This is a genomic window from uncultured Tateyamaria sp. (assembly GCF_947503385.1).
Classification (GTDB): domain Bacteria; phylum Pseudomonadota; class Alphaproteobacteria; order Rhodobacterales; family Rhodobacteraceae; genus Tateyamaria.
Genome location: NZ_CANNDO010000001.1, coordinates 557,236 through 569,532 on the forward strand (window position 1 = coordinate 557,236; position 12,297 = coordinate 569,532).

Annotated in this window: 14 protein-coding genes; 4 read left to right on the forward strand and 10 right to left on the reverse strand. The window is 58.5% G+C overall.

Annotation, left to right across the window (positions count from 1 at the left end):
* The 4 genes from flgG to Q1A85_RS02790 are packed head-to-tail and all read left to right on the forward strand — an operon-like array spanning nt 1 to nt 2,434.
* Nucleotides 1-786, forward strand: coding sequence for a flagellar basal-body rod protein FlgG (gene flgG / locus Q1A85_RS02775; RefSeq protein ID WP_299684829.1), 786 nt, complete (start codon nt 1-3; stop codon nt 784-786).
* Complete coding sequence (gene flgA / locus Q1A85_RS02780) at nt 783-1,199, forward strand: flagellar basal body P-ring formation chaperone FlgA (protein ID WP_299684831.1); 417 nt, start codon at nt 783-785, stop codon at nt 1,197-1,199. Before flgG ends, flgA begins: the two co-directional genes overlap by 4 nt.
* The gene (gene flgH, locus Q1A85_RS02785; protein ID WP_299684833.1) at nt 1,196-1,939 is read left to right on the forward strand and encodes a flagellar basal body L-ring protein FlgH; all 744 of its coding nucleotides are present in this window, start codon (nt 1,196-1,198) and stop codon (nt 1,937-1,939) included. Before flgA ends, flgH begins: the two co-directional genes overlap by 4 nt.
* A 9-nt stretch (nt 1,940-1,948) precedes the next feature.
* Nucleotides 1,949-2,434, forward strand: a complete 486-nt coding sequence (locus Q1A85_RS02790) for a flagellar basal body-associated FliL family protein (protein WP_299684835.1) — start codon at nt 1,949-1,951, stop codon at nt 2,432-2,434.
* Here Q1A85_RS02790 and Q1A85_RS02795 read toward each other — a convergent pair.
* From Q1A85_RS02795 to Q1A85_RS02840, 10 genes are all read right to left on the reverse strand, one after another.
* Entirely contained in the window at nt 2,428-2,838 is a 411-nt protein-coding gene (locus Q1A85_RS02795; protein WP_299684837.1) for a hypothetical protein, read from the reverse strand. The two genes, Q1A85_RS02790 and Q1A85_RS02795, sit on opposite strands and share 7 nt — an antisense overlap.
* An 8-nt stretch (nt 2,839-2,846) precedes the next feature.
* Nucleotides 2,847-3,932, reverse strand: coding sequence for a flagellar type III secretion system protein FlhB (locus tag Q1A85_RS02800; protein WP_299684839.1), 1,086 nt, complete (start codon nt 3,930-3,932; stop codon nt 2,847-2,849).
* On the reverse strand, nt 3,929-4,699 hold the full coding sequence (locus Q1A85_RS02805) for a flagellar biosynthetic protein FliR (RefSeq protein ID WP_299684841.1): 771 nt from the start codon (nt 4,697-4,699) through the stop codon (nt 3,929-3,931). The genes Q1A85_RS02800 and Q1A85_RS02805 overlap by 4 nt, the downstream gene beginning before the upstream one ends.
* Nucleotides 4,696-6,792, reverse strand: a complete 2,097-nt coding sequence (gene flhA / locus Q1A85_RS02810) for a flagellar biosynthesis protein FlhA (protein ID WP_299684843.1) — start codon at nt 6,790-6,792, stop codon at nt 4,696-4,698. Before flhA ends, Q1A85_RS02805 begins: the two co-directional genes overlap by 4 nt.
* On the reverse strand, nt 6,789-7,388 hold the full coding sequence (locus Q1A85_RS02815) for a hypothetical protein (RefSeq protein ID WP_299684845.1): 600 nt from the start codon (nt 7,386-7,388) through the stop codon (nt 6,789-6,791). The genes flhA and Q1A85_RS02815 overlap by 4 nt, the downstream gene beginning before the upstream one ends.
* A gap of 80 nt (nt 7,389-7,468) precedes the next feature.
* The gene (locus Q1A85_RS02820; protein ID WP_299684847.1) at nt 7,469-9,793 is read right to left on the reverse strand and encodes a hypothetical protein; all 2,325 of its coding nucleotides are present in this window, start codon (nt 9,791-9,793) and stop codon (nt 7,469-7,471) included.
* On the reverse strand, nt 9,790-10,659 hold the full coding sequence (motA, locus tag Q1A85_RS02825; RefSeq protein WP_299684849.1) for a flagellar motor stator protein MotA: 870 nt from the start codon (nt 10,657-10,659) through the stop codon (nt 9,790-9,792). Before motA ends, Q1A85_RS02820 begins: the two co-directional genes overlap by 4 nt.
* Before the next feature lie 72 nt (nt 10,660-10,731).
* On the reverse strand, nt 10,732-11,334 hold the full coding sequence (locus tag Q1A85_RS02830) for a hypothetical protein (RefSeq protein ID WP_299684852.1): 603 nt from the start codon (nt 11,332-11,334) through the stop codon (nt 10,732-10,734).
* Nucleotides 11,334-11,705, reverse strand: a complete 372-nt coding sequence (locus Q1A85_RS02835) for a hypothetical protein (RefSeq protein ID WP_299684854.1) — start codon at nt 11,703-11,705, stop codon at nt 11,334-11,336. Before Q1A85_RS02835 ends, Q1A85_RS02830 begins: the two co-directional genes overlap by 1 nt.
* 9 nt (nt 11,706-11,714) lie before the next feature.
* Nucleotides 11,715-12,197: a flagellar basal body-associated FliL family protein gene (locus Q1A85_RS02840; RefSeq protein ID WP_299684856.1), complete on the reverse strand. Its 483-nt coding sequence runs from the start codon at nt 12,195-12,197 to the stop codon at nt 11,715-11,717.
* Nucleotides 12,198-12,297: the final 100 nt, after the last annotated feature.

A 12,297-nucleotide genomic window follows, 5' to 3' on the forward strand; every position in this document is an offset into this window, starting at 1 on the left:
ATGCGCGCTCTGAAAATTGCAGCCACAGGGATGTTGGCCCAGCAAATGCGGGTCGAGACGATCTCGAACAACCTCGCGAACATGAGCACCACGGGCTACAACGCCCGGCGTGCCGAATTCGCCGATCTGCACTACCAGCAGATGACACGACCCGGTTCGATCAACGCATCCGACGGGACCGTGTTGCCGACCGGGGTGCAGTTGGGCTTGGGCGTGCGTCCATCCGCCGTTTCGGTGAACCTCGCCCAAGGGTCGCTGTCTGCGACCGGCGGCGATCTCGACGTGGCGCTTGATGGCAACGGGTTTCTAGAGGTGACGTTACCCTCTGGCCAGACCGCTTACACCCGCGATGGTGCTCTCAAACGTACGGCTGAGGGGGTGATTGTCACGTCGGACGGCTATCCCGTCTCGCCGGAGATTGTGATCCCCAATGACGCGCGCAGTGTGTCAATCAATGCCGATGGTGAGGTGTACGTCTATTTTGCCGAAACGACCGAGGCGCAGTTGATCGGACAATTCGACATTGCCGGTTTCGCCAATGCCAAGGGTCTTGAGGCGCTGGGCAGCAATCTCTTTTCCGAGACCGAGGCGTCGGGGCCACCGCTGTTGTCGACACCGGGCGAGGATGGTCTTGCCACCCTCCGCCAAGGCTTTCTCGAAGACAGCTCCGTGGACGCGGTGCGCGAAATCACGGACCTGATCGCCGCTCAGCGCGGATACGAGATGAATTCCAAGGTGATCTCTGCGGCGGATCAGATGATGGGGGCGATGGCGCAAGTCAGATGATACGTTGGGTTCTTGCATTCCTTCTTGGCGCGCAGATGGTTGCGGCCGATGTGGTCACGCCGACGCGCACATTGCGCCCAGGCACGTTGATCACCGTGCAGGATTTGACGATCCGCGACGGCGCGCATGACGGCGCGTTCGACCGCATCACAGACGTTGCCGGTCAAGAAGCGCGCGTGGCGCTTTATGCCGGACGTCCCATTGCGTTTGACGCCATTGGTCCGCCCGCCATCGTGAACCGCAATCAGATCGTCCCGCTCAGTTTTCGCACGTCCGGCCTCAGCATCACGACCGAAGGCCGCGCAATGGAACGTGGCGGGGTCGGGGACCGGATCCGCATCATGAACCTGCAATCGCGGGCAACCCTGTTCGGACTTGTTCAGGCAGACGGAACAATAAAGGTAACACAATGAAAAAGATGTCATTTTGCCGCCTCTTCTTGGTTGGAACTTGTGGTTTGGCTCTCACAGCTTGCGGACGTGCAGATCATCTGGGCAAGGCTCCCTCCTTTTCCAACCCGCTCGCGTCACAAGAACATTCCGCAATGGTGTCTGCGACGCTCCCCCGGACCATCGAAGAAGAGGTGCCTCTGGATCAGGCATCTTTGTGGTCGGGGCAACGGGGGTCGTTGTTGGGCGACAGGCGGGCCGTTCAGCGCGGCGACATCCTGACCGTCGTCATCGAGATCGACGAAAGCGCAGAGATTTCCAACGAAACAGAGCGGTCTCGCTCGGGCTCGGAAACGCTGGGTATCCCGCAACTTGGCGGTCTTCCGCAACGCCTCGACGAAAACCTGCCCGAGGGGGCGTCGAGCGCCGAACTGGTCGCGATCAATTCTCGCAGCAATTCCAGCGGCGATGGGTCCGTCAAACGCAACGAAAAGCTGACGTTGCGCGTGGCCGCGACGATTCTGGATGTGTTGCCCAACGGGGTATTGTCGATTTCCGGCTCGCAGGAATTGCGGGTGAATTACGAATTGCGAGAGTTGTTGGTGTCGGGCTATGTGCGCCCCGAAGATATCTCGCGTCAGAACGAAATCACCTATGACAAGATCGCGTCAGCGCGCGTGTCTTATGGGGGCCGCGGACAGATTTCCGACGTGCAACAACCGCGGTTGGGTCAGCAGGTGCTCGACGCTGTGCTGCCGTTTTAGGATGGTCTCATGATCAAGAAACTCCTTCCACTGATCCTGTTATTTGTCGGCGCTGGTGCCGGTGTCGGCGCGGGCATGTTCCTGCGCCCCGAGCCTGCGCCTCTAGTCGCAACCGATGGCGACGAGACGGCAAAAGTCGAGACCAAGGAGACAGAAGTCGAAGGCCCGTCGGATCGCGAATACTTCAAGATGAGCAACCAGTTTGTCGTGCCCGTCATCAAGGAGGATCAGGTCCAGGCGCTTGTCGTCCTGTCGCTGAGCGTTGAGGTTCCGGCCGGGCAAAAGGATGCGATTTATTCCAAAGAGCCGAAACTTCGGGACAGCTTCCTACAGGTGATGTTCGACCACGCCAATATTGGCGGGTTCGATGGCGCGTTCACCAACGCCAACAATCTCGCGGTGCTACGCGGTGCCTTGCGCGAAGTGGCCCAGAAAGACATGGGTGACCAAGTCACGGATGTTCTGATCGTCGAGATTGCTCGCCAGGACTATTGATTGCGCAACCGTCGCATCAGATCGACCTCTATTGACGTGTTGAGAACCCTTGCATCCTGATCGGCACGGGCTGAACGGTGCGCTTCGTCAGCCAGAGTGTCAGCCACCGTTTTCCGTCCAAGCGCGCGCCGTTGATTGGCCAGCAGCGCTTCTTTGCGGGCAAGCACTTGGGCGAGTTCTATGTTCAGAGTGCGTGTCGCCTTGGCCACCCATCGCAGCCAGATCACATCAGCGCCAATGTTTCGCATGGAATGCGCCGTAACCGGTAGCGATTGTGCTTCGGCTGCGTGGTCGCGTAGGCGTTTGATCTCGTTTCGCAGCTTTGCTTCCTGAGCCAGTATTTCCGCCAAACCAGTAAGGCTTTTTTGGTACTTGAGTTCCGTGAGTGCGCGCAGCGCGTCCATATCCATCGTCAAATTGCCCTCCGCATACGTGCACGCATGTTGTCGGCAAAGCGGATGGCCGCCGCCACGGCGGCGTAATGCTCAGGCGCGACTTCGTCTCCGATTTCGGTGACCGCGTGCAGCGCGCGGGCGGTGGGTGCGTCATGGTGGATGGGCACACCCGCCTCCATCGCCACTTCACGGATACGGAGCGCCACGGCATCGACGCCTTTGGCAACACATTCGGGTGCCGTACCGTGGGCGCGTGTCCATTTCAGGGCAACCGCGTAATGCGTCGGGTTCACGATCACCACATCCGCGTTTGGCACTTCGGCGATCATCTGTTGCGATGCTATGGCCTGCGCACGCGCACGGCGCTCTTGTTTTAGATGCGGATCACCTTCGGTGTTCTTGGCTTCATCCATGATTTCCTTGCGGGACATGCGGTTTTTACGAATGTGTTCCTGATGTTGCCAGACCGCGTCGATGCCGCCAATGATCAGCGAAATGAGGATCACAACCGACAAAAAGCCCACACAGAGCTCGGCCAGCAACAAGACCACCGCGCTTGGTTCGGACTGGATAACGGCCACCATATCCGGCAGGCGCGCGATCAGGAACAGCGCAAGGCACAAGGAATAGATCGACAGTTTGACAAAGCTCTTGGCGAATTCAAAGAACCCGTTGCGTCCGAATTTCTGCTTGGCATTCTGGATCAGTGAGATGCGCGACAGCTTTGGCTGAAGCTTGGAGGGCGTCACCACAAAGGCCCGTTGCGCAAGGATCGCCAGCAGCACGGTCAAGGCGGGCAAGGCAAAAATCGGGATCAGATCAAGGCTGACCATCCAGGTCCAACCGCTCAACGCCGCCACTGGACCGCCGTCAAACACGGCCTCCGCGATTTGTTCTGATTGCGCCAGAAGTCCCGCTAGATGACTGCCCAACGAGATAAAGGATTGCGCACCCAGCGCGATGAGCGCGAGGGTCAGACCGGCATAACCTGCGGCTGTCTGCAAATCGACGGATTTGGCAACCTCGCCTTTGCGCCGCGCCTCTTGCAGCTTGTGCGGCGTTGGTTCGAACGACTTGTCCTGTTCGTCGCCTTGTTCGCTCATGGCGTGATCTCAAACGGGGCAAGCATGAACTGGTCCAGCGCACCCAGCCAAACCGCCAACATGCTCGGCGCAGCCAGAAACAGGATGAACAGCCCCCCCAAGGTGATCACCGGCGCACCGACAAAGGCAACCATAAGCTGTGGCATCGCCTTGTTGATGACCCCCAAGGTCAGGTTATAGATCACCGACATCAACACAAAAGGTGCGGCCAGAACAAAGGCGAGCGAGAACGCGCGGCTGATCTGTGCAATGCCCCATTGCGCGACATCGGTTCCGCCCGCAAACAGTCCCACGGGCAGAATGTCGTAGGACAGGATCATCAATTGCGCCGCTTTGATGTGCAGTCCGCTCAATGCGGCCAGAGCCAACGCGCCAACCGTGAGGATGTAACCCATGGCCGGAAGCGGTTCGATTGCCGCGCCGCCCATAATTTGTGACAGGGACGTGGACTGGGCGGCAATTGCCCCCGCCGTTTGGAGCGCAAGGATAAAGAGGCGCAAACCCAGACCAATCAGCAGGCCGGACACTGTTTCGGTCAGCGCAAAGAGCGCAAGCGTGCCGACCGTGACCTCTGGCAAGGCAAAGTCAATCGCGGGCGCGACGATCACGGTAAACGCAAGGCCAAGCATCAGCCGGATTCGCATTGGCACGGATTGTTCGCCAAATGCAGGCAACAGCGACACCGTTGCTGCCACCCGCAAAAACACCAGAAAGCCGAGCCACAACGAGTCCTCGAGCAGAGCCACAATGTCGGCCGCCGCCGTCATGCGGCGACAACACCCACGAGGGCGGGCTGCGCGTCGATCCCGATTTCTTCGAATGATAGCACCGGGTTTGTCATTCCCTTGGCACGCATCAACGTCTTGATAAAGCGGCGGCGCCTGCTGCTGGTGACGACGGCGGGATACACGCCTTGGGCACTGGCATCCTTCAGCCGTTCCGACACATTGGCGGCGAGGCGGTTGAACATATCGGGCGGCAACGCCACGTCCAGACCGCGATCTGCCTCGACGTGATAGCTGGCAAAAACGTCCTCCCATTCTGGTGCCAATTGCACCAACGGGACGGACCCATCCTGCCGCTTGATCTCAGCCACCAGTTGAAAGCCCAGACGTTGCCGCACATGTTCGCAAATCGCCTCGGGTTGTGCGTTGTGGGCGCGGGCCTCCGCAGTTGCCTCTAGGATCAGTGGCAGGTTCCGGATCGACACCTGTTCGTCCAGCAGCAGACGCAGCACAGCGTGCAGGATGTCGATCGGAACCTTGTCCGGCACAAGTTCATCCAGCAGCTTGCGATTTGCCTCGGCACGGGCCGGATCCGAGATGTTGGTCATCTCATTGAGCAATCGACGCAATGCCTTGAGGCTTAGAAGGCGGCTGAAATTCTTTTTGATGACCTCAAGCAGGTGTGTCGCCAAAATCTCGGTTGGGGTGACAACCGTGATGCCTGCGACAGCAACGCCGTCTTGGGACTTCTCATCGATCCAGCGCGCCGGCGCGCCATAAACGGGTTCAGTGGTGTCGACCCCGGCAGGCAATCCGCCGCCGTTCTCAGGGGTGAGCGCCAGCACTTCCTTCGGCCGCAACATGCCTCTGCCCTGCTCGACGCCCTGAATGCGCAGGATGTACTCGCCAGCATTCAGACCGGGATGATCGGTGAGGCGAATTTCCGGCAAAATCAAACCAAACACAGAGGCGACATGGGTGCGCATATTGGCAATGCGCGCATCAAGCCCGGTTCCCGGATCAAGCACCATATTGACGAGGTCCGGCGCGAACTCCACGTGGATGTCGTCCAGTTCCAGCACGTCACCAAGCGATTTTTCGGCCGGTTGCGGCACGGTGTCCACTTCGGCGTCGGGCGTTTGGGCATTTTGTTTGAGCTGCCGTTGAATCAGGAATGACGCAACAGCCAATGCGATGCCACCGAGCATGAATGGCAAAAACGGCAGACCCGGAACAAGGGCGAGCATCCCCATCAGAACCGCAACCGTGGACAGGGCCGCAGGGTGCTTGCCAAGCTGGCTGAACACGGCCAGATCCGTTGCCCCCTTGGCCCCGCCACGCGCCAGCAACAGGGCAGATGCGATGGAAATAATCACTGCCGGAATCTGCGACACAAGCCCGTCACCAACGGTGAGGATGGCGTAGGTCTCAAACGCGTCACCCAACGCCATACCATGCACCACGACGCCCATGACCAAACCGGCGACAAGGTTGAGCAGAGTGATCAGCAGGCCTGCGACCGCATCGCCTTTTACGAATTTCGATGCGCCATCAAGTGAACCGAAAAACGTCGTCTCTGCCTGTTCCAGCTCACGACGCGCCTTGGCTTCCTGATGATCGATGGCCCCTGCGGACATGTCGCTGTCGATGGCAAGTTGCTTGCCCGGCATCCCGTCCAGTGCAAACCGCGCGCCCACTTCGGCCATGCGGGTCGCGCCTTTGGTGATCACCATGAAATTCACGATCAGCAGGACGCAAAACACGACAAGACCAAGAAACACGCTGCCGCCCATGATGAATTGGGCAAAGCCCTCGATCACATCGCCAGCAGCGCCGGTGCCGGTGTGGCCCTGACCGATGATCAGCTTTGTCGAGGAAACGTTCAGGGACAGACGCAGCATGAGTGACGCCAGCAGGATCGTCGGAAATGCCGAAAAGTCGAGCGGGCGTTCAATGAAGAGCGTGATCGTAAAGATGAGAATGGCCAGCGCAAAAGAGGTGGCCAGACCGATGTCCAGAACCCAGGCGGGCATCGGCAGGATCATCATGACGATGATCGCCATAAGTGCGATGGCGAGCAGAACCGTCGGGCTGAACAGCGCGCGGGCGCTAAAGTTGAACTTTGCCTGGCTCATGATTCATGGCCCCGGTGGACCATGCTTGCCATTGCAATTGGCTTGGCGGGCAAGTGCGATTTTCCGCGCTGAGGTTCGCCTGTGCTTGCAACGCTGAATGTACGAGACTGAAAGGCCGCCAGCGCCGCGTCCCACGTGCCGCTGATTTTGTGCAGCCTTTGCAAGAGCGATGCCGCATGAGCCGCATTTTGCGTGGGGTCGAACATGGCGTCGATCGTCAAAAACGTGTCGGACTGTTTTTCATAACGAATGCCAAAGCACCCGACGGAAAACTGCCGCGCACCGCGCAGGAACCGTGCATAAACATAAGCGAGTGCGGCGTCGTTTGTGGCAAATTGGATTGTCGCCTCGCCCGCCATGGTGACTGACCATGGCCAACCAGCGTGAACGTCGTGATCTGCGGCGGGGTGGAGGATTTTTAACAGGACTGCCGTCGGCACGCCCGTTTTTTTGGCCGCAACGTGCGCCGCGCTCTTGCACAGCTGATCATTCGCTACAGCCGATTGACCGTTCGCACCGCCCGCTAAAAATACGGTTGCGCACATCCACAACAGTACTCCTAGGCGATGCACACGCCTGAAACTGATCCAATACATCGTGGCTCCCAATCACTTTCTGTGACTGGCGGAACGTTAGCCCTGCGCCCGTTTACGATTGGTAACCAAGATCGATAATTCTACGGGTCGGATGACGATTGCGACGGGTTCGCGCCGTCCAATAGTGATTGGATTACGGCGCGCGCCTGCTGGCTTTCGGAAACTGCATCCGACATGCGCCCCATCATACCGTCCAGATCATCCGAAGCCTCCATCGGAGTTTTGATAACATTTGCAACAGGAGCAAAGGTGGTATCTTCGGTATCATCAAGCCGCGACCAATCCTCGGCGAGCCACGCTGCGCGCACACTCTTATCCTCTTCTCCGAGACGATCGAAAATGCTCATGGCTCCGGCATAGTTCTGCGCCATAGTCTTGGCGCGTGCCCGAAGCCTGTCTGCGGTCTCGGACTCCACACTGAATAACTGCGCTTCCGCCTCAAAGGGCCGTCCCAGATCAAGAGCAATCCGCGCCCGCAACTCTTTGGAGCGTGACGAAACAGGCAAGTCCTGCGCGCTGGTAAGCAGCAGTTCAGCCAATTGCGGAAAGCCAAGTGCCGCTGAGCGTTCCGCCATCGCAAAACCCACTGCCGGATCAATCCGATCTTGGCCTCTACGGGACTGTTCAAACGCGCGTTCGAGGAAAACCACATCCGGTGCCGTTCGGGTCACAATACCGAGCAACAACACGCGCAAGGCGCGTTCGGTTTCGCCATTGTCTCGCAATCTCATGCGGCCCAATGCTTTGAACGCCTCGTCAAACTGGCCCGATTTTGCCAGCGCAAGCACGTGCGTTCGCTTCAATTCGACCCCAAGGGGATCGCCGCGCATTTCAATTGCATATGCCTCGACCAGCGTCGCGACGCTTTGGTCGATCAACGTGTCCTCTTCAAGATGCGAATCGACAAATTGTATCAGTGCTTCCGCAGATTGCTGTTCGTTGGACGACACCACGTCGGAAAGGGTCTGTTGCGCGATTTCCGTTTCGCCCATCGCCATCTGAAGCTCGGCGCGTGCAAGATTGGTCTGCGCCGTTGGCGCCTCGGGGATTCGGTCAACGATACGCAAAGCGGTCTCTGCGCGTGCCTCATCGCCATATCCCAGCAAACGACGGCTCAGTTTTGCCGCTACAAACCGGCGCAAATGGATCGGCAGCGCCGTCGCAGCGCGCAAGGCTGCATCTGCATTGATGGGCTGCGAAGGATCCAATTCGGCTTGCGCCAAAATCCCCCACAGGGCGGCGTTGTTTTCGCAATCCGCAAAATGCCGCAAGTAGTTGCCGTCACGCGCGTGTCCGTACTCCATAATATCGGCAATCTCGGTCAATTCAGGATGGCGCGCTGCAAGGCTTGGTGCGATGGACAAAACCTGCCGCGCCTCTGCCCCGAAGCCATAAAATAAGTAAAGCCTAGCCAAATCCACAGCGACCTCTTCGTCCAGCCGGTCAAATTCACTGAACAGCGATGCGCGATACTTGGCGATTTGCTCGGCTGGTGCGGTGTCACTGCCCCACAATTCGACTGAAACCTTTTCAGGCGCCAGGCATCTCACACCCAGCGACGTGGTTTGTAATCCGCTGGCAGCGACTTGCGCTGGCACGTCCGAACTGCTCGAAATCCTCAGATTCAGGCTGTTGATCTGCGATGACTGAACTTTCGTCTCTGTGTCTGGTACGGACGAATCAAAGATTTCCGTATTGATTTGGGGCCGGGTCCCGCCAATCGGCAGATCAACCTGACGCTGTGACGGATCAAGGATGCCCCGTGTTGCTGCAATTGCAACGCGTCGTGCAAGTTTTTGCTGTGCTTGTGCCAGTTGATTGGCTGATCCGGTGTCCGGGCGACCCTCCGGCGCGGGAAGTGCGGTCAGGCTGCCGATCACGTCGGGAACCACAATCTGGCGAGGTGGGGCAGGGCGCGCCGGCACCACGGGTTCCGGTTCTGGCTTGATATCCAGCGTTGGCACGTCCGAAAACGCAAGCCTTCTATCACTTGTGGGCCAGCTTACTTCCGGCAGCGCGGTGGCAGGGACCGGCGGTGTGCTTTCCGGCCTGTTCGACACATCAACCACCAAAAAGTCGCCACGCTCGACAAATGTCGACGCGATGCAGTCACAGGCAAAATCGATATCGAGGCTGGTGGCGGTGCTTGTTACATCATCAATGTACTGCCGGTCGATGAGCGTGAAAACCTGGCTCGTATCGAAACCGGAACGATGGCCGTTCAGTTCAATCCGCACACCGCCTTCCACAGTATCAAGCGACCAGTCACGCCCGTCCGGTATGCGCATGACAAGACGCGCAAATCCATCATGCGCACCGGAGCGCACAGTGATTTCCTGCGCGTTTCCGACTGTTGCGAAACACGCGAAAACGGAAATGAGTGCCAAACGCCACATCGCCATCATGCCGCGTTCTGTTTGACCGATTTGATTGCCTCTTCCAGTTCCGAAAAGCTTGGGCGGAAGTGTGATGGCGTGTTCTGGCGTCCGACCTCAATACAAATATTGGTCGAGTGGTTGTGCAGATTGGCGACCAGAACCTCGCGAATAAGCTGATAGAAATGAGCGTCTTCTTCCACGACGGCTTTCACCTTTCCGGCAAACGGTCCGACAAGGCCATATGCCAGAAAAACGCCAAGGAAGGTGCCGACCAGCGCGCCGCCGATCAGCTTGCCCAAAACCTCTGGCGGCTGGTCGATGGACGCCATTGTTTTGATCACGCCCAGAACAGCGGCAACAATACCAAGCGCGGGCAGGCCATCGGCAACGGTTTGCAACGCATGGCTTGAGTGCATCGCGTGATGCATATTCGCATCCATCCGCTTTTCCAGCACCTCTTCGACCTGATGCGGATCGTCGTAGTTCATCGACGCAGACCGCATGGTGTCGCAAATCAGCGCTGTCGCTTCTTTGTCAGCCACAATCTTTGGATAGCGGGAAAAAATGGACGAGGCTTCGGGATCTTCGATGTGCTCTTCGATGGCCACGGGGTTCTGACGCGCCAGACGAATCAATTCGAACAGCAGGCAGAGCAGATCCTGATAATCCTGCTGCGCCCATTTCGGCCCCTTGAAGACCTTACCCAGATCCTTGATCGTGTGTTTGACCTCGGCCATCGAGTTGCTGATCAGAAAGGCCCCGATTGCCGCGCCAAGGATCATTGTCATTTCAAACGGCAACGCCTTGAGGATAATCCCCATCTTGCCGCCAGCCGCCAAGTAGCCGCCAAAAACCATCACAAAGATTGTGACGATACCGATTATACCGACCATGAGCTTTGAACCTGCATTAGTGCGCTTGGTCGGACTGTGTCAGACAGGCGTTAAAAAACCCCTGTGCTGAGGTCAGTTTTTGGGGGCACTTGCGTTACGACCGGCCAGAATCGCGCTGATGGAATAGGCGTTCTGTGGCTCAAGTCCGGCCATGATACTGGCTGCCGAATCGGGCTTCATTCTGGCGAGGAACCCGGCTGCAAATTCTGGCTCCATAGCCTGAAACAATGCCGCTGCCTGCTTGGGTTTCATATTCTCGTAGACGGTCGTCAACCGGGCAAGATCATCTTCGGCAGCGCTGTCAGCCAACGCCAATGTCGCGCTCAACCGTTGCTCGGCGGCTTCCAGCGCTTGGATGCGGCGCTCAATCTCCTGTTGCGCAACATCCAGCGATTTGGCCCGCATCTCCAATTGCGCTTCCTGCTCTGCGACGGCGGCTTCGCGGTCTTGCAGCGCGGTTAACAAACCAGCCATCTCGGCGCGCGTTCCGGACTCAGGCGTGTTGGTGACCTGCTGCACGACCGGCGCCAGCATTTCACGGGCAAAGTCATTCTCGGCCCAAGCGGCATTTGCGCCCATGGAAATGCGCAAGCCCGCTGACCCGATAAACAGACCCGCGATCAAAAGGACGGACCCCCGCCCAGCCATACGCCGACGTTTTTTCGGTTTGGCCATCAGGAAGCTCCTACGGCGCGGCGCATGAACATCGGTTGCGCCGGAGCCGGTTCTTCTGCCGGAGCGGCGGCAGGGGGCTGGCTGGGTGTTGGAATATCATGCAGCGACGCCATCTGAAGCTCCAGCTTTCGCGACATCTCTTCGGCTCTCACGGTCAGGTCGCTGAGCGTTTCTGCCGAGGTTGCGGCGGTCGTCTGCGCGGCCTCCAACGTCTTGGTCAGATCATCAACCTGCGCGGACAGCACGGCAACGGCGCCGCCCACACCCTTTTCCAGATTGTTGAATTTCTTCAGTCGGCGCCCCAAGACAAAGCAATAGAACCCCGCCCCCAAGGCGCCCGCGGCCAGCAAAATGTCAGCGATCAAGTCCATGTTTCACCTTCAGTTCACAACAAATTCCATGATCAGCAGATCCCGAACGCGATCCGCGCCCGCGACGATCTGCACGCGGCGCAACATCTGCGCGCGCAATCGGGTCAGCGCCGAAGCACTTTCGACGTCGCGGGGCTCGAGCGCGCGCAGATACCCGTTCAGGACATCCACGACCCGCGGCAGCAAAACCTGCACGTCTTCGGCATGGCGCGTCGGCACTTCTAGCTGGGCGCGAAACTGCAGATGACGCCCCGCGGCAGGTGATCCTAGCGACACAATAATGGGGTCCACGGGGACAAAGGCGACGTCGGGCAATGGGCCAGACATGTCCTCGACCACGGCCTCGGGCGATTCGGAGCCCAGGATCATGCCGGAGAAGGTCGCATAGAATCCGCCCCCACCGCCCACCAATGCGGCGACAAGGCCAAGTATCAATGGCATCTTCGAGGGTTTCTTGACCTCTTCTGCCGCGTCTGCCGTTGCGTCGGTCATGTGCAATCCGTGTCATTCGATTGATCGTGTTTTGGCACAGATGGACTAACCGATTGTTAAGCCTGATCGTTCATTGCTGTCAGTGAAGCCGCGCAGAACG